Below are 20,795 nucleotides of genomic sequence, written 5' to 3' on the forward strand. Positions count from 1 at the left end.
AGCTCATCAAGACTGTTCGAGATGCCTGGAGGTGAATGGCGCCACCCCACGCCGTTCGCGATTCTGCGAGCGTCCCCAGGTCCGCCGTGACCTGGTGCAGACGTGCAAGAAGGAGGCCATCGTGGCCGCTCCCGTCCTCCCCTCCGTTGGCTCGATCGTCGACGACGACCACTGCAGGTCGCACTGCGAGTGCGACAACCCTGATCGCTTGATGAGTGTGCCGGACTGGTGCGACTACTGGGGGATCGGTGAACCGTTCACGCGGAAGCTGATCCGTCAGGGCGAGATCGAACCCGTGCGGCTCGGTCGGCGCGTGTACCTCACGAAGAGCCAGGGCAACGCGGTGATCGCGCGCAAGACGGTCACCAACCCGATGCGCCACTTCCAGTGACGAGCGTCGACGCGTCCGGGCCCTGCGCATGGCCCGGACGCGGACCCACCTTCACTGACAGCCCCGAAACGGGGTCAAACTTTGACCACCTGGGTCGGTTCGGCATCGACACCGTCGACGTCTTCGTCAGGACCACGGCGGACGTTTTCACGTCGTTCCCAGTCCAACGGCAGCGTCAATTCCTCGACCGCATGACGGGTGAGCTCAGCGCGCCCACTCCGACTACGAGCGAAACCGTCCTTGCGAACGGACTTCTCGTTCGAGCCGTCAGACGGGGCGGTGTCCCGGGGGTACTGGCGAGCTTGTCGGTGCCGCGATGGTTACGCGGGGACAACCGGCGCCCGGCCACGTGCGATGAGCTGCGATCGGTGGTCGATGAACTCGTCAGGTTGCTTGATGAGCACGTCGCGTTCCCGCAAGCGATGCCTGACGTTCGGCTGCGGCGGCTCGACGTCGCAAGTGACTTCATCGGGGTGCCCTCGCCGGCCCTGATCCTCGACGCCATCAGCACCCTCCGTTCGCAACGACCGATGACCACCCTTCTCTACCGAGACCCCGACCTCATCGGCGCCCAGACGGTATATCGCAAGAACACTCGTTGGTCGGCCCGCCTGTACCACCGCGGAGGGATGTATCAGGACGCGGCGAGGTCGAAGAACCGTGACCGGAACCTCGAACTTGCCGACGTGGAGGCGGGGGTCGTCAGGCTCGAATTCGAGCTCCGGGGCGAGGTTCTCGACGAGACCGGCCTCAGTTCACTCGACATGGTGGAGCCGGCGCGGGTCTGGCAAACCGCATCGAAGTTCTGGGAACGATGCGGCTTTGGGGGCTCCATCGGTTCAGACGCAACCCACCTCGCCCGGGCTCGCGAAGAACTCGGATGGCAGGAACTCGCCCTGCTCGTGTCCCGAACACTCTTCCCTGAGGCGGCGGCTTCTCGGGGCACAGCGCGCAAGGCCAAGGCGCTCGCTGCCGAGTACCCACTGTCGGCAGACGACTTCAACCAGCGCGCCTCCATCCCATCCGGACACCTGAGTCTCCGCTCCGGCCGGTTCCTTACAGGGCGGACCTCCGTGTCCTCAGACCACTACGAACTGGCGAGCTGACGGCCCTGCTCCATCGGAGGCGACCGTCATGGGACGCGGCTTCGAGTCCTATCCTCGAATGGTGCCGACCCCCATCGTGAGGTTCCGCCTCACCGTCAAAGACCGCCGCATCCTCGACGAGCTCGCCCATGAGGGCGAGACCGAAGCGCACGTTCTGCGGCGCGGCCTACGCCTGCTCGAGCAGGAACGCTGGCTCGACCAGATGCGTGCCGACATGATCGCCAACCGTGACGAGAACCTGAATGACGAGCCGGACGCCTGGTGAGCCGCGGCGCCAGACTGCCTTTTGGGATGCCGCAACTGCGATCGGTGCGGCGCCCCCCCCTCCCCGACTGACCGCGCATGAGCCGCCGGCGGTTCGAAGGACGACACGTCGCTCCCTCGGCAGTCCCTAGGATCAGTGCATGAGCGACCGAGAGAGCACTCTGCGCGCCTGGGCGGCGTCGAGCAATCTCGAGGACCGCCTTCGGGCTGCCGACGAAGAGAGCCTGCCGGCCGACGTCGTCCGCACGCTCCTGCTGGACCCTGACGAGCAAGTCGTGGGCTCGGTGCTCTTCAACTACACGATCCCGCGCGAGCTGCTGGCAGAGGCGCGGAAACTGCCCCTAAGCCCCGAGCAGATGGATCAGGTAGCCGAGCACCAGAACGCCCCGTTCGACCTTGCCGAAAAGCAGCCGCTGTGGAAGCACACCTACGTGTCCATCACCTCGTACTGCGAGGGGAAGGGGCTTGGGGAAGCCGTGCGTGACCGCATTGCTCATGCGTGGGCCGAACTCGAGCCTGGGCCTGGCGGACTCACTCTGGCAGAGGCGGTCGACGCTGCCCGCTAACCGCTCCACCCCGGAGTAGGACGCGTCACTCCGAGCCATCCTGGGTCGGGCGCACTCGTCACGTCACGCACCGCGGCGACAGTCGGCCGGGCGAGGCTAGCGGCCACGGCGAATGTCGGCGACAACCGCGTCGAGATTCGCGTCCAACTGCTCAGCGAACTCACGCCACTCGGCGCGGTCCCGGGCTTCGCAGATCGGCCCGCGGGTCTCACGCCAGCCGTCCTCCTCGGAGGCAACGACGCAGTCGCACCCCACGGTCGTCTCCATCTCGCCCTCCTCCGGCTTGTCGTCCCGAATGAGCGTAGGTCGCGGACGGACGGCCCGCACGGTCATTACGGTGCGCTTTGTGCGCGTCCCTACGCGTGCGCGCGCCCGAGGGCAGCGCACGATGAGCCGTGCCTGGCACCCCTGCGGCATGATGACGCCCGTGAGCACCGTCGAAGACCTGCTGGACAAGCTGTACTTCTCCGCGACCTCGGAGGCGGACAAGGGAGCGAAGTTCGAGCGGCTGACGAAGGCGTTCCTCCAGGCAGACATCGTCTGGGCTGAACGCTTCGCCGACGTCTGGCTCTGGCCCGAGTGGCCGGGCAACGGGGGGCGGCACGATTCCGGCATCGACCTCGTCGCACAGGAGCGCGACTCCGGCGACTTCGTTGCGATCCAGTGCAAGTTCTACGACCCGGCGACCAAGCTCACGAAGCAGCACATCGACTCGTTCCTCAGCGAGTCGGGCAAGGATCCGTTCGCACGGCGCATCGTGGTGTCGACGGCGCTGGAATGGGGCCCGAACGCCGAGGCGGCGATCCACCAGCAGTCCAAGCCGGTCTCCCGCATCGGCCTCGAGCACTTCATCGAGTCCTCGATCGACTGGGACCAGTTCTCCTTCGAGACCCCGGAGTTGCTGGAGCAGAAGGAACGCAAGCAGCTCCGCCCCCACCAGGTCGAGGCGCTCAAGGCCGTCCGTGACGGCTTCTCGTCGTCCGACCGCGGCAAGCTCATCATGGCGTGCGGCACGGGGAAGACCTTCACGTCCCTGAAGGTCGTCGAGGACCTGGTCCCGCACGGCGGGAGCGTGCTGTTCCTCGTGCCGTCGATCGCGCTGCTCTCCCAGACGCTCACGGAGTGGTCCGTCGAGGCCGCCGAGTCGCTGCGGACGTTCGCCGTCTGCTCGGACGGCAAGGTCGGCCGAGGAGGCGCACGACCGGGTGAAGACGTCTCAGTGGTCGACCTGCCGATCCCAGCGACGACCGACCCTGCACGCCTCGCGGTGGCCGCACAGGACGGCACCCGCTCCCAGGGCCGGATCACGGTCGTGTTTTCGACCTACCAGTCGATCGATGTCGTCCACCGTGCGCAGCAGCAAGGGCTCGGCGACTTCGACCTGGTGATCTGCGACGAGGCCCACCGCACCACCGGTGCCACGCTCGCCGGTGCCGAGGAATCTGCGTTCGTCCGAGTGCACGACGACGCCTACCTGCGCGCGTCCAAGCGCCTCTACATGACCGCGACGCCGCGCATCTACGGGGAGTCGGCCAAGTCCCGTGCGACGGACGACCAGGTCGTCCTGGCGTCGATGGACGACGAGTCCCTCTTTGGGCCCGAGTTCCACCGCCTCGGCTTCGGCAAGGCCGTCGAGCTCGACTTACTCTCCGACTACCGCGTCCTGGTGCTCGCCGTCGACGAGGGGACCGTCTCACGCACCTTCCAGGGCGACTTCTCCGACCACGGCGAGCTCAACCTCGACGATGCCGCGCGCATCGTCGGTTGCTGGAACGGCCTGGCCAAGCGCGGAAACACCGATCAGGAGTTCCTCGGCGACCCGGAACCGATGAAGCGCGCCGTCGCGTTCGCCCGCGACATCAGGTCATCCCAAGCGTTTGCCGACGTCTTCGCCTCCATCACCGGGGACTACGCAAGGCTGTCAGGCATCGGCGAAGACGACGACACCGAGCCGCTATCTGCACATGTGCGCCACGTCGACGGCTCCATGAACATGCTCCGCCGCAGCGAACGCCTCGACTGGCTCAAGGCCGAACCCGAGCCCGGCGAATGCCGCATCCTGTCCAACGCCCGATGCCTGTCCGAGGGCGTCGACGTCCCCGCCCTCGACGCGGTCATGTTCCTCAACCCACGTAAGTCCGAGGTCGACGTCGTCCAGTCTGTAGGCCGCGTCATGCGCCGCGCCCCCGGCAAGAAGTACGGCTACATCATCCTGCCCATCGGCATCCCCGCCGGGACCACTCCGGAAGCGGCGCTCGCAGACAATGAACGGTACCGGGTCGTGTGGGAGGTGCTCCGCGCGCTGCGAGCCCACGATGAGCGGTTCGAGTCGATGGTCAACAAGATCGCCCTCAACAAGGGCCGCGACGAGCGCATCCAGATCATCGGAGTCGGGGGCGGCGGCGACGACGCCGGCAGCGGTTCCGAAGGCGGCCGGGCTGTGCAGCCCACGCTCAACTTCGAAGCCCTCGGCGAGTACCGCGACGCGCTGTACGCGAAGATCGTGCGCAAGGTCGGCTCACGCAAGTACTGGGAGGACTGGGCGAAGGACGTCGCTCAGATCGCCGAACGACACCGCACCCGCCTGCTGACCATCCTCGACTCGGGGCACGCGTCAGCCGAGTTCGAGGCGTTCCACACCGCGCTGCGACACAACCTCAACCCGGGCATCAGCCGCGACGACGCCGTGCAGATGCTCAGTCAGCACATGATCACCAAGCCGGTGTTCGACGCGCTCTTCAAGGGCTACGAGTTCGCGGCGAACAATCCCGTCTCGCGCGTCATGGACACCATGCTCCGCACCCTGGAGGGCGCGCATCTCGACTCCGAGACCGAGAGCCTAGAGAGCTTCTACGACTCGGTCCGGCGCCGTGCGACCAACATCGACAACGCCGAGGGCAAGCAGCGCATCATCGCCGACCTGTACGAGCGATTCTTCAAGCTCGCCTTCCCCAAGGCCGCCGAGTCGCTCGGCATCGTCTACACCCCGGTCGAGGTCGTGGACTTCATCCTCCGCGGCGTCGACCACCTCTCACGGCAGCACTTCGGCAAGGGACTCACCGACGAGGGAGTGCACGTGCTCGACCCGTTCACCGGGACGGGCACGTTTATGACTCGGCTCATCGCGTCAGGGCTCATCACGCCGCACGACCTCGCCCGCAAGTACGCCTCCGAACTACACGCCAACGAGCTCATGCTGCTGGCGTACTACATCGCGGCCATCAACATCGAGACCACCTACCACCAGGCACGCACGGAGCAGGCCGGCCTGGACTCAGACGACGGCACGCAGGTCCCATACGAGCGGTTCGACGGCATCGTCCTTACCGACACCTTCCAGATGACCGAGGACGACGACCTTGACGACCAAGCTGTGTTCACCACCAACAACTCCCGCGTCGAGGCACAGCGCAAGCTCGACATCCGCGTCATCGTGGGCAACCCTCCGTACTCGGTCGGCCAGACGTCGGGCAACGACAACAACGCCAATCTCAAGTACCCAAGCCTCGACAAGGCGATCGAGTCGACGTTCGCCGCACGATCGAGCGCCGGCCTGAAACGCAATCTGTACGACTCGTACGTTCGGGCAATCCGCTGGGCACTCACACGCATTGGGGATGCAGGCGTGGTCGGGTTCGTCACCAACGGCGGATTTATTGAGGCAAACAACGCGGACGGACTACGCAAGACGCTAACCGCCGAGTGCACGGACGTGTACATTTACAATCTCCGCGGCAACCAACGCACCTCGGGCGAGCTGTCAAAGAAGGAGGGCGGCAAGATTTTTGGCTCCGGCTCGCGGAACACTGTCGCCGTGACGTTCCTGGTCAAGGACCCTGGCACGCCGACCACTCGCACAACGGTCCACTACCACGACATCGGGGACTACCTCACGCGGGACCAGAAGTTGGCAATCGTGGCAACCGATCAGGTCGAAGCCATCGACTGGACCGAGATCGTGCCCAACAATGCTGGGGACTGGACCCAGCAGCGTTCCGACGCGTTCGACACCTACCAACCCCTGGGCGATCGTGGCCGACCGTCGATTTTCGATGCCTACTCTCTTGGCCTTTCAACCAGTCGCGATGCCTGGGTGTACAACTACTCCGCTCAGACTTTGAGAGAGACAGTCGTTCGAACGGTCGACTTCTATAACCGCGAGGTCGATCGCTTCGCCGCCTATGTGGCAACCAACAGGATCACTACACCCAAGGATCACGTTGTTGACTTTGTAGCCTCCGATCCGGCGAAGGTAAGTTGGTCGGCTGGATTGACCGCCAAACTCGCTCGGGGGCTTCGCGCGCAAGTTGGAGTGGGGGGCTTCGTCCAGGGCATCTACAGACCGTTTTCGAAACAGCGCGTGTACTTCGACGAGATGCTCAACGAGCGGCGTGGTCAACTGCCGTCCATGTTCCCTACCTCGGCCCACAAGAATTACGGCATCTATCAGGTCGGCGCTGGGTCCGCGGTCCCCTTCTCGGTGCTAGCCCTGGATAGCCTCCCGAACCTGCATGTCACCGGTGCGGGCTCAGGTGGTCAGTTCTTCGCCCGCTACACCTACGACCAGGTCGAGGACGGCGTGCTCGACCTGGACGGCGACGTCGTCGACGGCTACCGACGGGTCGACAACATCGCCGACGCAACGCTGGCCGAGTACCGACACTGGTACGGATCCGGCGTGAGCAAGGACGGCATTTTTGCGTTCGTCTACGGGCTCCTCCACTCGCCCGACTACCGCGAGCAGTTCGCCGCAGACCTAAAGCGATCCCTTCCGCGCATCCCTCGTATCGAGGCGGAGGACTTCACCACGTTCCGAGATGCAGGCCAGCAGCTGCTCGACCTCCACATCAACTACGAGGACGCCGCCCCGTTTCCATTGTCGGTCACAGGCGAGCCTGAAGGTATCAGCGATGAAGCGGCGTTCGACGCCTACCGAGTTCGCAAGATGACCTACGCCGGCAGCGGCCGAGACAAGGACCACACGAGCATCGTCTACTCGCCCGCCATCACTGTCTCGGGTATCCCCGAGGTGGCGCAGCGGTACATGCTCGGTTCCCGTTCAGCGATCGACTGGCTGATCGACCGCTACCAGGTGCGTACCGAAAAGGCATCCGGCATCGTCAACGACCCCAACGACTGGGCTCGGGAGGTCGGCAACCCTCGCTACATCCTCGACTTGATCGCCAAGGTCACCACCGTCTCTGTCGAGACCGTCCGGATCGTCGATTCCCTCCCTGCCCTGCGTATCGTCGAGAAGGACTGACTCGTGACAACGGCGACCCGCGACCAACTGCCGCGTTTCCACGAGCTGCTCGGTCCTGTTTTGGCGGTGCTCGCCGCTGGGAGCCCGCGGCGCTCCCGAGACGTCGCTCGCGAAGTCGCCGACGCGCTCGGAATCAACGCCGAGCAGCGTGAGGCCACCATCGCGAGCGGGCAACGTCGCTACGACAACCGCGTCAACTGGGCCATGAGCTACCTGTTCCACGCCGCCGCCGTCACCAAGCCGCAGCGTGGCGTCTACGCCATCAACGATCGCGGTCGACAGCTGCTTGTCGAGCGCGGGAGGGCCGTCACTCTCGACGACCTGGAGCAGTTTCCCGAGTACCGGGAGTTCAAGGCCCGCCGCGGGTCCCGCGGCGAGGGCAGCGCCACCGGAGCCACGGGGAACGAAGGCGGCGTTGACGCCTCCGTGTCGCCCCTGGAACAGGCGGCCGACGCCATCGCCCGGATCGACGCCGACGTCGAGTCCGAGCTGCTCCAGCGTCTGCACGACCGCGAACCGGAGTTCCTGGAGAAGTCGGTCCTGAAGGTCCTGCACGCCATGGGCTACGGGGGCACAGAGGACGACGTCCAGCACATGGGTGGCCCCGGCGACGGCGGTTTCGACGGGGTCATCAACCAGGATGCCCTCGGCATCGGCCGCGTCTACGTCCAGGCCAAGCGGTATGCGCTGGACACCAGCGTTGGACGCCCCGAGGTCCAGGGGTTCCTGGGCGCTTTGCACGCTGTCGGCGCGGCGGGCGGTGTCTTCATCACGACCGGTAGGTTCAGTAAGGGTGCCCGCGACTTCGCTGTCTCTGTGACACCGCGGATCGTGCTCGTCGACGGCAATCGGCTCGCCCGCCTAATGCTGACCCACGGCGTCGGCGTTCAGGAGACACAGGTCTTCCGAGTGGTCGAGGTCGACGAGGACTTCTTCGAGTAGCGCCACCTTGGGCCGCGTAGATGACTTCGCCCTACTGGCTCGCCCCCTGTCGGTGCCCGCCCAGTAGTGTTTTCGCATGTCATCGAGGGGTCGGGCGTGTGTCTACATCGACGGGTTCAACCTGTACTACGGCGCGCTCAAGGGGTCGACGGAGAAGTGGCTCGACCTGGCAGCGTGGAGCGGACTTCTCCTACCCGGGTACGCCGTCGAGCGGATCGTCTACTGCACCGCACGTATCACCGGCCGGCCCGACGACCCCGATGCCCATGTCCGACAGGACGCCTACCTCCGCGCCCTTGCCACCCTGCCCACGGTCGACGTCCTCGAGGGCATCTTCAAGGTGTCCAAGCCCCGGATGTTCCGAATCTCGCCTGACTCGTGCGACTGCTGCGGAGGCCACCAACTGCCCTGCTCCTGCTGCCGCGGCAGCACGGTTCAGGTGATGAAGACCGAAGAGAAAGGCTCAGACGTCAACCTCGCTGTCCAGTTGGTCGTGGACGGCTTCCAGGATCGCTTCGACACCGCACTGGTCGTGAGCAACGACTCGGACATCCAGCCCGCCGTCGACGTCGTCCGCACGCAGCTCGGCAAGCGGGTGATCGTGGCAGATCCGCGAAGCAGCAGGTACCCGGCGCTGATCGGCGACGAGCGACGGAGGGTGCGACGCGAGCCGCTCGTCCAAGCACAGTTTCCCAGCCCTGTTGTCGGCGCCGACGGCCGGGCGATCACGCGCCCCAACTCTTGGGAATGACAAAGAGCCAGATCCCCGAAGGGATCTGGCTCTGGGCCCGCCTACCGAAGTAGTCCGGGTGGGTGTTGCCAACATAGACACCATCCCTGGCACCCGCAAGGGGGAAATCTGTGTTGCCTGTCACGACGCTGACACCCAACGACAGTTACGGCGTCGCTTCCCCGGATGGGCCGAGGTCGGCCTGCTCCCACTGCCGATACTCGGCCAGGTCCGCGTCGTCGTACTGCCGCGCAGCGACGGCATCGAGGAACTCGCGCTGCTCGAGCTCACGCAGCGCCCTCGCGAGGTAGGCGGACAGCGACTCCCCGTGCGTCTTGGCGCCAGCCTTGATCCGGTCGCGCAATTTCTTGCTGACGCGGATCGATGTCACGTCTGAACCCATGTCTCCAGTCTGCAGGTACGCCCGCGCGGGCGCCCATGTCGGGGCGCACCGCGTCGCGGATACACTCGCGCGGCGCGCCACGATCACCGTGGCTCGCTGAGACGAAAACATGATGCGGCGATGCCGCTCAGCAACTCCCCGCCTGGAACAGCGCACAGGCACCCCACGGGTGCTCGCTGTGCGCGTTGCCGACGATGAGAGTGAGCAATGAGCAGCATGCAGTTCCGGACGACCGTCGTCGTGAGCGCCGACGGAGTAGTCACCTTCCGGCACGAGCCACACGATGAACAAACCGTGGAGCGCGTGCGGGCGCTCCACCAGCCCTGTTCGGCGTTGCTGCGCGACGAGCCCGAACCCACACCCCGAGAGCCTCCGGGCGTCCAGGTACCTGAAGCGGTGCTCGGCATGCCGGCCAAGGAGGCGGCCCACTACGTGCGAGGGCCGTCGCGCCCTAACCGTGGGGTTGCCGCCCAGACGGCGCGCCGGTACATCCGCGAGGGGATGTTGCTGGCACTTCGAAGCGCCGAGAATGGCTACCTGGTGCCGTTGAGTCAGCTCGACCCCAGTGGCCTCCCACCCGCACGGCTGCAGGACATCCTTGACCTCGTCGGCGACGACGTCCGACACGAAGCCGCGACGATCGTGTGGTTCCTGTCCGCGGAGGTAGGCCGGAACCGGGAGACGCCTGTTCAACTACTCCGCCGCAACGCTGCCGACGACATCTCCAGGGTCGCGGCCGCGATCTCGCGCAGGTGGCCCCGGCCAAGCTAGTCGTGCAGGGCGTTTCGGAACGCAGGGTCGACATCCTCCGGAACCGTGGTCATACCGGTGTCGAGATTCGTCATCGTCCAGCCAAGAGCTTCCGCGCATCCGGCGAGGATGCAGCCGGCCATGTCGTGTTGGTCGCACACCTCGACGAGCGTCCCGTCGACGAGTGTCTCAGCACCGTCGGGAGCGACGATCCGCCACCGGCTCCTATTCGTGGACATCGGTCCGACGATATGCCTGCCACACGGGCGGCGATGGCGATGGAGAACCCGTCGTGCCACTACGTGCCACTCGGGTGTGCCACTCGGTACTCCTCGGTGCATCTCCAGGTACGGTAGCCCCGCAGGATCGCGCCGATCCTGACGAGGCTCAGGGGCGGGAAATCGGCCAACGTCAGCTTCCCAAGCTGACAGCGCGGGTTCGATTCCCGTCACCCGCTCCACCGCGAGGCCCGGACCGTTCGGTCCGGGCCTTCGTCGTTCCCCGACCGGATGCTCGGCGCGGCACTCTGTGCTCACGACGGCAGTTCGAGCTGCCGCCGTGAGCCCGAACTGCCGCGCCGACGGGACGACGACGGACGGCGACGATACGTTCGCGGGCATGAGTCTCGCGTCCCGCATGCTGCACACCCGCTGGTTCGTGCGCGCTCCGATCGGCCTGTTCCGGGCGGGACTGGGCTTCCTCGCCGGCGGACGGCTGCTGATGATGCAGCACCGCGGGCGCAGCAGCGGGGAGCGGCGGTACGTCGTGCTCGAGGTGGTCGCGCGGCCGGCGCCGGACCGCGCCGTCGTCGTCGCCGGGCTCGGGCCGCGGTCGCAGTGGTTCCGCAACGTGCAGGCCGACCCGCGCGTGCTCGTGTCGATCGGGACGCGGCGCGACGTCCGGTCCCGCGCCGTCGTGCTGGACCCGGACGACGGCGCCGCCGTCCTGCGCGCGTACACCGACGCACACCCCGGGCCGTGGGCGCAGCTCGGCCCGGTCCTCGCCGAGTGGGCCGAGCCCCTTGCCCGCGAGCGGGGCGAGGCGGACTGGCTGCAGGCCGTGCCGGTGGTCGAGCTGCGCCTCGGGTGAGCGCCCTGGGCGACGATTTCACCCGTTGACCGACGCACCTCACCCCCGGTCCCACGGGCGGCACGACAGGACCGGTGCCTACGCTGCTCGTGCCGATCGCGCCCGCCCGGCGCGCATCCGGAGCCCGGGGGGGAACCATGCAGGCACGCGCGATCACCGTCGTCGCCCTCGTCACCGCCGCGCTGCTGGCGGAGCCGCTCGCGGCCGTCGGCGCCCCGGCGACGGCAGCCGCCGTCCCGAGCGCCGCGGTCCCGAGCGCCGTGGCGGACACCCCCGGCATCGACGACGCCCCGCCGGGCGACGTCGTCGACGACACGGTGCGCTGGCAGTCGGCCGTCACCCGGCCGGACCTCGCAGGCACCGCCCTCCGCGCCCGGACGGACCGCACGGTGCACCGGGTGGACGTCGCGGTCGCGACGCCGCGCTGGATGTCGAAGACCCGGGCGGCGCGGCTGGTGCGGGACGCCGACGTGGACGCCCTGCTCGCGAAGGTGTCGGCGTACTGGTCGGAGCAGTCGGGCGGCCGGGTCAGGTTCGTGCGCTCCTCGGCGGTCGAGCGCGTCGACACGGGCGACGGCCGGTGCACCACGACCGGCCGCATCCTCACGCAGGTGAAGCGCGGCGGGCGCGCGCACTACGGCGCCGGGTGGTGGGACTCCACGACCCGCGGCCCGGGCACGCGCGAGCACCTCGTGGTGCTCTTCCCGTACCTCCGGGGCGACTACCCCGGCGGCTCGCGCGAGTCGGAGACCTGCGGCGGCACGCTCGGGCTCGGCTCGCTGCCGAGCAAGGCGAGCCGGGACAACCCGGGCGGCTGGTCGTTCTCCCTGTTCGGCGGCCCGGGCGGTGCGGCCCGCAGCTCCCGATTCACGCACCCGCAGTACGCGACGGCGGTGTCCACGCTGGCGCACGAGCTCGGCCACAACATGGGCCTGGAGCACTCGGGCGTCGGCTGGTGCACGGGGGACGTCCCGGACCGCACCTTCACGTCCTCCCGCTGCGGTGCGGTCGAGGGGCTCGACCCGATGGACCTCATGGGTGCCGACTTCGCCGCCGTCGGCACCGCCCCGCTGTCGGGCGCCCAGAAGAAGCGCCTGGGCGTGCTCCCGTCGTCCGACGTCGTGACCGTCACGAGGAAGGGCGGCGCCCGCACCGTCACGCTCGACGCCCGGCACCGCAGCACCAGCCGGCCCACGCTGCTGCGCGCCGTCGACCCGAAGACCGGGCAGTACTACTACGTGGAGCTCCGCCGCCCGTCGGGGGCCACGTACCGGTACCTCGGCGGCATGCCGTGGCGGGTGGCGAGCGACTACACGGTCTCGTACGGCGTCACCGTGAGCCGTCTCGGGTGGCGGGGATCGACCTGGGCCTATCCCGGCGAGCACCTGATCGTGCCGATGGGCAAGGAGTCCGCCCGGCGCTCGAACCTGCGCGAGGGCTCGTCGTTCACCACCCGCTCCGGCGCGATGCGCCTCACCGTGCGCTCCACGTCCGACGGTGTCGCGAAGGTGCGCGTGACGTTCCCCCGGACCTGACCCGACGCCCGTCGGCGCGTCAGCGACGGGTGCGCGGCCGCAACCGCACGTCGGGCAGCACCGGCGCGCGCAGCGGGCCGCTCGCGTACCCGTGCACCTCGCCGAACCGGCGGCCCGCGGCGCCGTCGGCGTACCGGGTCGGGGTGCCCTCGCCGGAGTCCGCGACCTGCGCCATCCAGTCCGCGCGGGCCCGCGCCACGTCGTCGTGCGTGCGGCCCACGAAGTTCCACCACATGACGACGTCCTCGGTGAACGGCTCGCCGCCGATGAGGACGGCGCGCACGGGCGTGGCGCCCGCCGTCACGACCAGCCTCTCGCGGCCGGGGGCCACGTAGCCGAGCGCGGCGGGCGGCACGGTCTCGCCCTCGAGCGTGACGTCTCCGGCGTCGACGAGCAGGGCGTGCTCGAAGCCCGGGTCCGTCCCCAGCGTGACGCTCCCGCCCGCGGGCAGGTCCAGCTGGGCGCCGACGATCGGCGTGTACGTGCGGGCCGGGGACACCAGCCGCTCCCCCGCGACCTCGAGCCCGCCCATGAACACCTGCACGCGTGCGCCGCCCGGCGTCGCGACCGGGAGGTCGCCGTGGTGCTCGAAGTGCGGCGCGGAGGTCCGGTCGGCCTCGGGCAGCACGGTCCACAGCTGGACGCCGTGCAGCTGGGGCGGGCGGCCCTCGGCGGGCGACTCCTCCGAGTGGGAGATGCCGACGCCCGCGGTCATGAGGTTGAGCTCCCCGGGCCGCACCGTCTGCAGGGAGCCCACCGAGTCGCGGTGCAGGATCTCGCCCGCGAACAGCCACGAGACGGTCTGCAGCCCGATGTGCGGGTGCGGCGGCACCTGCATGCCCGCGGACGCCGACACGTCGTCCGGCCCGTAGTGGTCGCAGAAGCACCAGGCGCCGACCAGCGAGCGCTGCCGCTGCGGGATGGTGCGCCGCACGGTCATCGCGCGGGGGCCGCCGAGCGGGACGTCGCGGGCGGTCAGCAGCTCGACGCCGGCCGGGCGGTCGCCGGCGGTGCAGGTGCGCTCGGCCGGGCGGGTCTCGAGGTTGCTCATGGCCCGAGCGTAGGCCGCGCGGCGCGACGGCGAGAGCACGCGGTCCGGACGTGCCGAGGCCCCCCGGGGCGGCCGGGGGGCCTCGGAGAGAACCGCGTACCCCTGGTCGACGGTCCCGGGGACCAGGGGTGCCGTGGCGACGTCACGACCCCGACCGCTCGCCGTGTCCCGTCGAGGCCTGGTGCGTCGTCGCCTCTGCAGAACCCGTTCTCCACGAACAGCCGGACGCGGGTGGTCTTCCGGCCCCGTACAGACACCTGTGTCGTCACCCACAACCCGCACCGCGGTACGGGACGGCCCGTCGTTCTCCGGTCGACCGTGTCCCGTGGAGCGGGCGGGCGACCACCTTCTCAGGTGATCTCCGACCCGATCTCCGCAAGACCGGTACGCACGTTTCTAGACCTGCTACGGATGCGGTGCAAGGGGTGTGGAGCAGGTTTTCCGGGTGGATCCTCCGGCCACAGGCTCGTCCACAGGGTGACCCGCGGAATCCCCACGTCACCCACAGGCCTGTGGAAGAAATTTGTGGACGACGCGCCGGGCGCGACACGCCCCCGCCCGCCCGCCGGGACCACGGACCGCCCCAAACCGGCCTGGCCCACACCGCCTGGACCGTCGCGCGATCCGCAGGATCTCGCGGTTTCCGCGGGCATCGGGTCCCGCCGGCCCCGCACCTCCGCACGGCCCCCGGCGAGCGCCCTCACACCGTTCCACCGTGGAACGTCGCAGGTGAAGCGCCACGGGAGAGCGCACCCCCGTCCACCCCGCCCTGTGGACAGGGGCTGTGGACAGGGGCTGTGGACGACCCCGCCTCACACCCAGGCGCGCGCGCCCGGCGTCGGGGCCGCTCGCCGCAGCTCCAGCTCGGGCGCCGTGACCTCGAAGCCCGCGTCGTCGACGACGGCGCCGCCCGCCCGGCCGTGCAGCAGCGTCGCGGCCCGCGCCAGCAGGGCACGCGCACGGTCCCGGGCGATCACGTGCAGCCCCGACGGGTCGGAGACCCCCAGCTCGTACGGGTCCTGCGGCCGCCATGCCAGGCGGACGACCGTCGCGGGAACCTCGTCGGGCCACGACCGGTCCGCGAGCGCGCGCGGCAGCCGGCCCGCCGCCTCCTGGGTGACCACGAGGTCGCCGTCGTACGGCGTGCGGGCGAGCACCCGGTGGCCGGGGCCGCCCGGCACCGCCTCGAGGGTCGAGGTGGCGACCACGGCCCGCACCACCTCGAGCAGCTCCCCGGCGGGCACCGGGCGTGCCGGCCAGACCGCCAGGTCGACGGCAGCGCCGGGGTCGGGGTGCAGCACCTGCCGGCCGTCGGCGAGCAGCAGCCCCGACACGCGTCGGGCGACCGCGACCGCCCAGCCGACGACGCGCAGCTCCTCCCCCACGGGCAGCGCCGCGGCGAACGCCCGCGCGATCCCGTCGCGGTCGTCGTGCACGCCGGGCCGGCCGCCCCGGACGTCGAGCGCGCCGTCCGCGCGGCCCAGCGCCCAGGCCTCGGCCGGGTGCGCGCACCCCAGCGCCGCGGCCGCGTCGGCGTCGAGAGGGAAGGGCCCCGTGGCCCGGTGCTCCTCGCCGAGCCGCAGCACCCCCGCGGACGGCCGGGCCGCGGCCCGCACCCCGTGGAACCGCGCCCCGCCGCCGGTCCGGGACGGTCCGGCGGCGGACGGCGGGGTCAGCCAGCCGACGTCGTCGAACCAGGCCGCAGCCAGCTCGGGCAGGTCGTGGCCCGGGCCGCCGCCGTCGCCGGCCGGACGTGGCACGACGAGCACGTGGTCGGAGGTGTGCTCCGCGGGGACGAGCGCCGTGACCCTGGCCATGGCGCGGACCGTACCGGCCCCGCCGTCACCTGCGTGTCACGACCGTGTTGCGAACGTGTGACCTGCGCAGACGCGAGACGAGGTCCGTCAGGCGCGCACGTCGTGCAGGTGGTGCACGACGTCGTGCAGGAAGTACTGCCCCAGCGTGCGGACGGTGAAGACCGAGCCGTTGGACCGGCGCCCGGTGCGCTCCTCCTCGCCCGGCGCGACGGCGTCGAACGCCGCGGCGACGGCGGCACCGTCGGCGTCGAGCTCGGCGACCAGGGTCGCGACGTCCTGGTGGGCGTAGTCGCCCTCGAGGGCGGCGACGTCCTGGTCCCAGTTCGCGAACGCCGGGTCGTCCTCGGCGAGCATCAGCGCGAGGCGCTCGTCGAAGATGCGGAAGACGTCGCGCACGTGGGCGGCGTACTCGAGCGTCGACCAGACCTCGGGGCGGGGCCGCGCGGCGACGTCGGGGCGGGCGAGGGCCACGCGCCAGCGCGGCAACGTCTCGCGGACGGCCGGCCCGACGTCGGACGGCGCGATCTCGGAGGCCGCGAAGCCGCAGTCCGGACAGGGGCGCTCCAGCACCCAGGTCCAGTCCTTGGTGTCGGGGACGATGCCGTCTGGCTGAGCGGTGGGGTCGGTCACAACCGCACCCTAGCGTCCAGAGGTGCTGACAACGGATGCCTATGATGTCAGCATGCCCAAGATCATCGGGAAGAGCCTGCACGAGCACCGCCAGATGACCCGGCACAAGCTGTTCACCGCCCTCTCGACGCTGATGTCCGAGCGAGGGTTCGACTCCGTGACGCTGGCCGACATCGCGACGGCGGCCGGCGTCGGTCGCACCGCGGTCTACAACCACTTCCCCGACAAGGAAGCCCTGCTGCTCGGGTTCATCACCCACGAGACCGAGCAGTACGCGCAGACCCTGGAGCGGGCGCTCGCCGAGGTGGCCGACCCCGTCGAACAGCTCCGGACGTACATCCGTCAGCAGGCCCAGCTCACCCGCGTCTTCCACCTCGCGCCCGGCCCGGACCTGCGCACCGTGCTCTCGCGCACCACGCAGGCGCGGCTGCGCGAGCACGCCGAGATCGTCGAGTCGATCCTCAAGCGCATCCTGCGCGCGGGGATCGCGGAGGGCGAGTTCCCCGAGCAGGACATCGAGCCGACCGTGCAGCTCGTCAACGCGTGCCTGTCGGGCAGGCTCATCCCGGACGACCCCGCCGCACGGGAGCGCGCGATCCGCGCCACCGAGGCGTTCGTGCTGCGCGCCGTCGGCGCCCGCGTCGCCGTGGCCTGACCGCGCCGCCACGACACCGCGACGCCACGACCGGCGGCGCCTACCAGGCGTCGGCAGGCAGGTGGTGGTGCTCCGGCGGGGGCGGCTGGTACGGCTCCGGAACCGGGGCGAGATGCGCCCGCGCGAACTTCAGCGCGGCCTGCAGGTCGGCGTGCCGCTCGCTCGCGGTGCGCGCCTTGCGCGTGGAGATCTCGACGACGACGTCGCCCGCGTAGTCGCGCCGCGCCAGCTCCTCGAGCACCTTGTCGCACGCCATGTCGCCGCGGCCGGGCACCATGTGCTCGTCGCGGCCGGACGCCGTCCCGTCGGCGAGGTGCACGTGCCGCAGCTTGTCGCCGAAGCCGTGCACCAGCGCGAGCCCGTCCTGACGGGCGATCGCCGCGTGGGAGAGGTCGAGGGTCACGGCGTCGTAGTCGTGTTCGGCCGGGTCCCAGCCGGGCAGGTAGGCCTTCAGCTCGCGGTCGCCGCGGGAGCGCGGCTTCCAGGGGTACATGTTCTCCACCGCGACGGTGACGCCGCCGTCCTGGTGGAGGCTGGCCTCGTTGAGCTCGTGCACGAGGTCCTGGAACTGCCGGGCGTACTTGTACTGCCAGCGGAACGGCGGGTGCACCACGACGGTCGGGGCGCCGAGCTCACCCGCCATGTCGACGGCCCGGCGCAGCTTGTCGGCCGGCGACCGGCCCCACACCCGCTGGCTGACCAGCAGCGTCGGGGCGTGCACGGACCGGATCGGCACCCCGTGCTCGTCGGACAGCCGCTGCAGCTGGGCCGGGTCCTGCGTGGCCGGGTCGGACCACACCATGACCTCGACGCCGTCGTACCCCAGCTCGGCCGCCACCTCGAACGCGAACGCCGCGCGGCGCGGATACACCGAGGCGGTCGACAGCGTCACGGGGACTGCCTGGGCTTCGCGCGGTTCAGCCATGCTCCGCACGATAGCCGCAGGATCTGAACGGACGCTGACAACAGGCTGTCCTCCGGCAGCGCGGAGGATGCCAGGGCGCGTGCCCGATAGGGTCACGGGCATGGTGCGTGCGGTGGTGTTCGACGTCGGCGAGACCCTCATCGACGAGACCCGGATCTGGACCCGCTGGGCCGACCGCCTGGGCGTGCCGGCCCTGACGTTCCTGGGCGTCCTCGGCGGGTGCGCGGCCCTCGACCTGTCGCACCGGCACGCGTTCGAGATGGTCCGCCCGGACCTCGACGTCCCCGCGGAGATCGAGCGGTGGGCGGCGGACGACCCGGCCGGCCTGCGGGAGAACTTCGACGCCGACGACCTCTACCCCGACGTGCGCGAGGCGCTGGCCGCGCTGCGCGCCGCGGGGCTCGCCGTCGTCGTCGCGGGGAACCAGCCGCCGCAGGCGCGCGCCGCGCTCGAGGCGATGGACCTGCCCGTCGACGCCATCCGCACCTCTGACGAGTGGGGCGTGCAGAAGCCCGACCCGGGGTTCTTCGCGAAGGTCGCCGAGCTCTCCGGCGTGCCCGCCGCCGAGATCGCGTACGTCGGCGACCGCCTCGACAACGACGTCCTGCCTGCCGCCGACGCCGGCATGATGCCGATCCTCGTCCGCCGCGGCCCGTGGGGGTACCTGCACGCCGAGCGGCCCGAGGCGGCGCGCACCACCGTCGTCGACTCGCTGCTCGAGCTGCCCGCGCTCCTCGCGGGCTGACCGGCCGCTACGCTCACGCGCGTGCTCACCAAGGCGGCGGTCACCGACGAGCAGGTCCTCGCGCTGCTCGCGCCGCTCGGCGTCGTGCGCCGCGTGGCGCCGCTGAGCGGCGGCCTGTTCGCGAGCGTGGTGCGCGCCGACCTCGCCGACGGGCGGACGGTGGTCGTGAAGGTGACCGGCGCGGACACCTCCCGCCTGCTGCGCTACGAGCACGGCGTGCTCGGCACGGAGGCGGCGGTCGACCGGGTCGCCCACGCCGCCGGCCTGCCCCTGCCGCGGGTGCTGCACCACGACACGACGCGCGCCCACGTGGACGGCGACGCGCTCGTCACGACCTTCCTCGACGGCGACCTGTGGAGCACCCTCGAGCTGGACGAGGCGACCGCCGCCCGGGCCCGCCGCTCGCTGGGCGGCCTGATGGCCCGCCTGCACCGCCTCGACCGCGACGACGACGCCCGCGAACCGTTCGGCTACCCGGCGCCCGAGGCCGGCCTCGCCGCCGCCACCTGGCCGGAGGCGTTCGCGCGCATGGTGCGCGCCGCCCTCGACGACGCCGCACGCTGGGACGTCGAGCTGCCCGCCGACCGGCTCCTTGCCGCCGTCGAGCGGCACCACGACCTGCTCGCCGCCGTCACGACGCCGCGGCTCGTGCACGCCGACCTGTGGCCCGGCAACCTGCTGCTCGACCCCGCCGACCGCACGGTGGTCGGGGCGTTCGACGCCGAGCGGGCGCTGTGGGGCGACCCGGTGTTCGAGCTCGTCGGCGCGGACCAGCTCGGCGCCGGCGCCGTGGACGCGGAGCTGCTGGCCGGCTACCGGGACGCCGGCGGGGACCTCGGCGTCGGCCACGGCACGCCGGGTTCGGGCGACCCGGACGCCTGGCAGCGCCTGCGCCTCTACCGGGCGTACTTCGCCTGCCTCCTGGTCGTGGAGATCGTGCCCCGCGGGTACTCCGGCGACTGGGTGGCCGGGTACCAGCGCACTGCGCGCGCCAACCTGCAGCGGGTGCTGGACGAGCTGGAGGCCTGATCAACCCGTCCAGCCGAGCCGGCCGAGGGCGTTGAGCGTCAGCAGCACACCGAGGATGCCGAGCGCCCAGCCCGTGAGGTCGGCGGCGTTCCTGGACAGCCACCTCTCCAGCCGGGCCAGCAGCGGCTCGACGAACCGGGCTGCGGCAAGCCGCCCGCCCAGCAGGAGCAGCGCCGGCAGCACCATGACCACGCAGTACGCGGCGAGGACGCCGACGCTCGTGCCCGTGCCGAGGCCCGACGTCGTGATGAGGCCGATCGCCGCCAGGTACGGCAGCATCGTCCCCACCTCGAGAGCCACCGCGCCGAGCGCCAACCCCAGCAGCGGCAGCAGCGACGCGTTCGGTGCCGCGACCGTCGACGTCGGGACGGTCCCGGGCAGCAGGCCCGCCACGGCGCCGTCCGGCGTCGTCGTGCCCGCGGTGCTCGCGGTGCTCTCGGCGCCCGCGGCCGACTCGATCCCCATGGCCCGTGCCCGCCAGCGCACCAGCCGCCCGGGCTTCGCGCCCTGGCGCGCGGCCCGCGCCTCGGCCTTCTTGCCGTCGAAACGCCAGCTGATCGCGAACAGGAAGACGCCGAGGGCGAGCTGCAGCAGCATCACCGGCCGCGAGTCCAGCACGTCGCCGTACCGGTCCAGCAGGGCACCCGCCCCGAGCATCACCGCGATCCCCACCGCGAGGTAGAAGCCCGCGACCGTTCCGAGGTACGCGAGCAGCCGCGCCGGTCGGGGCCGGCCGGGCGCCATGAGCAGCCACACGGGGATGAGCAGGGTGCCGAAGCTGGTCGAGTCGATCAGCGCCAGCACGACCAGCGCTCCCGCGAGCACGCCGAGGCCCGCGCCTTCCAGCCCGCCGAGGTCGATGAGGTCCATGCCGACGATCCTCGCGGCCGGCCCGGCGGCCGTC

The 20,795-nt window shown here is 70.4% G+C and carries 21 protein-coding genes; 13 read left to right on the plus strand and 8 right to left on the minus strand.

Features of this window, described 5'->3' with window-relative positions; genetic code table 11:
- The first annotated feature begins 121 nt into the window (after positions 1-121).
- The 4 genes from ACFCZN_RS18480 (at position 122) to ACFCZN_RS18495 (ending at position 2,327) form a co-directional block, all read left to right on the plus strand.
- Entirely contained in the window at positions 122-391 is a 270-nt protein-coding gene (locus tag ACFCZN_RS18480) for a helix-turn-helix domain-containing protein (RefSeq protein ID WP_430557703.1), read from the plus strand.
- A gap of 368 nt (positions 392-759) precedes the next feature.
- On the plus strand, positions 760-1,497 hold the full coding sequence (locus ACFCZN_RS18485) for a hypothetical protein (RefSeq protein WP_430557704.1): 738 nt from the start codon (positions 760-762) through the stop codon (positions 1,495-1,497).
- Between the two features lie 61 nt (positions 1,498-1,558).
- Positions 1,559-1,762 carry a hypothetical protein gene (locus ACFCZN_RS18490; protein ID WP_430557705.1) on the plus strand — a complete coding sequence of 68 codons (204 nt, stop codon included), beginning with the start codon at positions 1,559-1,561 and terminating at the stop codon, positions 1,760-1,762.
- Between the two features lie 139 nt (positions 1,763-1,901).
- Positions 1,902-2,327 (plus strand): hypothetical protein, encoded by a 426-nt coding sequence (locus ACFCZN_RS18495; protein ID WP_430557706.1) that lies wholly within the window; start codon positions 1,902-1,904, stop codon positions 2,325-2,327.
- A gap of 96 nt (positions 2,328-2,423) precedes the next feature.
- Here ACFCZN_RS18495 and ACFCZN_RS18500 read toward each other — a convergent pair whose 3' ends face one another.
- Positions 2,424-2,594, minus strand: a complete 171-nt coding sequence (locus tag ACFCZN_RS18500) for a hypothetical protein (protein ID WP_430557707.1) — start codon at positions 2,592-2,594, stop codon at positions 2,424-2,426.
- A gap of 151 nt (positions 2,595-2,745) precedes the next feature.
- Here ACFCZN_RS18500 and ACFCZN_RS18505 point away from each other — a divergent pair, with 151 nt between their 5' ends.
- The 3 genes from ACFCZN_RS18505 to ACFCZN_RS18515 all read left to right on the plus strand — a co-directional run bounded on the left by ACFCZN_RS18505 (position 2,746) and on the right by ACFCZN_RS18515 (position 9,283).
- The gene (locus tag ACFCZN_RS18505; protein ID WP_430557730.1) at positions 2,746-7,590 is read left to right on the plus strand and encodes a DEAD/DEAH box helicase; all 4,845 of its coding nucleotides are present in this window, start codon (positions 2,746-2,748) and stop codon (positions 7,588-7,590) included.
- 3 nt (positions 7,591-7,593) lie between these two features.
- Positions 7,594-8,532, plus strand: a complete 939-nt coding sequence (locus tag ACFCZN_RS18510; protein ID WP_430557708.1) for a restriction endonuclease — start codon at positions 7,594-7,596, stop codon at positions 8,530-8,532.
- A 76-nt stretch (positions 8,533-8,608) separates the two neighbouring features.
- Positions 8,609-9,283 (plus strand): NYN domain-containing protein, encoded by a 675-nt coding sequence (locus ACFCZN_RS18515; protein WP_430557709.1) that lies wholly within the window; start codon positions 8,609-8,611, stop codon positions 9,281-9,283.
- A 145-nt stretch (positions 9,284-9,428) separates the two neighbouring features.
- Here the strand turns inward: ACFCZN_RS18515 and ACFCZN_RS18520 are convergent, their stop codons facing one another.
- Entirely contained in the window at positions 9,429-9,665 is a 237-nt protein-coding gene (locus ACFCZN_RS18520; protein ID WP_430557710.1) for a hypothetical protein, read from the minus strand.
- A gap of 207 nt (positions 9,666-9,872) precedes the next feature.
- Here ACFCZN_RS18520 and ACFCZN_RS18525 point away from each other — a divergent pair, with 207 nt between their 5' ends.
- Entirely contained in the window at positions 9,873-10,436 is a 564-nt protein-coding gene (locus ACFCZN_RS18525; protein WP_430557711.1) for a hypothetical protein, read from the plus strand.
- Here the strand turns inward: ACFCZN_RS18525 and ACFCZN_RS18530 are convergent.
- The gene (locus ACFCZN_RS18530) at positions 10,433-10,654 is read right to left on the minus strand and encodes a hypothetical protein (RefSeq protein WP_430557712.1); all 222 of its coding nucleotides are present in this window, start codon (positions 10,652-10,654) and stop codon (positions 10,433-10,435) included. The genes ACFCZN_RS18525 and ACFCZN_RS18530 overlap by 4 nt on opposite strands.
- 379 nt (positions 10,655-11,033) lie before the next feature.
- Here ACFCZN_RS18530 and ACFCZN_RS18535 point away from each other — a divergent pair, with 379 nt between their 5' ends.
- Both ACFCZN_RS18535 and ACFCZN_RS18540 read left to right on the plus strand, forming a co-directional pair.
- The gene (locus ACFCZN_RS18535; RefSeq protein WP_429765751.1) at positions 11,034-11,504 is read left to right on the plus strand and encodes a nitroreductase family deazaflavin-dependent oxidoreductase; all 471 of its coding nucleotides are present in this window, start codon (positions 11,034-11,036) and stop codon (positions 11,502-11,504) included.
- 137 nt (positions 11,505-11,641) lie between these two features.
- Positions 11,642-13,039 (plus strand): hypothetical protein, encoded by a 1,398-nt coding sequence (locus ACFCZN_RS18540; RefSeq protein WP_430557713.1) that lies wholly within the window; start codon positions 11,642-11,644, stop codon positions 13,037-13,039.
- A 19-nt stretch (positions 13,040-13,058) separates the two neighbouring features.
- Here ACFCZN_RS18540 and ACFCZN_RS18545 read toward each other — a convergent pair whose 3' ends face one another.
- The 3 genes from ACFCZN_RS18545 to ACFCZN_RS18555 form a co-directional block, all read right to left on the minus strand.
- Positions 13,059-14,090, minus strand: a complete 1,032-nt coding sequence (locus tag ACFCZN_RS18545) for a pirin family protein (protein ID WP_430557714.1) — start codon at positions 14,088-14,090, stop codon at positions 13,059-13,061.
- A gap of 812 nt (positions 14,091-14,902) precedes the next feature.
- Entirely contained in the window at positions 14,903-15,907 is a 1,005-nt protein-coding gene (locus tag ACFCZN_RS18550; RefSeq protein WP_430557715.1) for a hypothetical protein, read from the minus strand.
- Between the two features lie 87 nt (positions 15,908-15,994).
- A complete protein-coding gene (locus ACFCZN_RS18555; RefSeq protein WP_430557716.1) occupies positions 15,995-16,537 on the minus strand; it encodes a DinB family protein in 543 nt (180 codons plus the stop codon).
- 52 nt (positions 16,538-16,589) lie between these two features.
- Here ACFCZN_RS18555 and ACFCZN_RS18560 point away from each other — a divergent pair, with 52 nt between their 5' ends.
- The gene (locus ACFCZN_RS18560; RefSeq protein ID WP_429765743.1) at positions 16,590-17,192 is read left to right on the plus strand and encodes a TetR/AcrR family transcriptional regulator; all 603 of its coding nucleotides are present in this window, start codon (positions 16,590-16,592) and stop codon (positions 17,190-17,192) included.
- A gap of 40 nt (positions 17,193-17,232) precedes the next feature.
- Here the strand turns inward: ACFCZN_RS18560 and ACFCZN_RS18565 are convergent, their stop codons facing one another.
- Positions 17,233-18,117, minus strand: a complete 885-nt coding sequence (locus ACFCZN_RS18565; protein WP_430557717.1) for a sugar phosphate isomerase/epimerase family protein — start codon at positions 18,115-18,117, stop codon at positions 17,233-17,235.
- Positions 18,118-18,217: 100 nt separating this feature from the next.
- Here ACFCZN_RS18565 and ACFCZN_RS18570 point away from each other — a divergent pair, with 100 nt between their 5' ends.
- Together ACFCZN_RS18570 and ACFCZN_RS18575 are read left to right on the plus strand one after the other, a co-directional pair.
- A complete protein-coding gene (locus ACFCZN_RS18570) occupies positions 18,218-18,862 on the plus strand; it encodes an HAD family hydrolase (RefSeq protein ID WP_429765739.1) in 645 nt (214 codons plus the stop codon).
- A 21-nt stretch (positions 18,863-18,883) separates the two neighbouring features.
- Positions 18,884-19,891, plus strand: coding sequence for a phosphotransferase family protein (locus ACFCZN_RS18575; RefSeq protein ID WP_430557718.1), 1,008 nt, complete (start codon positions 18,884-18,886; stop codon positions 19,889-19,891).
- On the opposite strand, the gene ACFCZN_RS18580 is transcribed toward ACFCZN_RS18575, so the two are convergent.
- Positions 19,892-20,761, minus strand: coding sequence for a GAP family protein (locus ACFCZN_RS18580; protein ID WP_430557719.1), 870 nt, complete (start codon positions 20,759-20,761; stop codon positions 19,892-19,894).
- Positions 20,762-20,795: the final 34 nt, after the last annotated feature.

It is taken from the genome of Isoptericola sp. NPDC056134 (assembly GCF_042264825.1).
In the GTDB taxonomy this organism is placed as follows: domain Bacteria; phylum Actinomycetota; class Actinomycetes; order Actinomycetales; family Cellulomonadaceae; genus Isoptericola; species Isoptericola nanjingensis.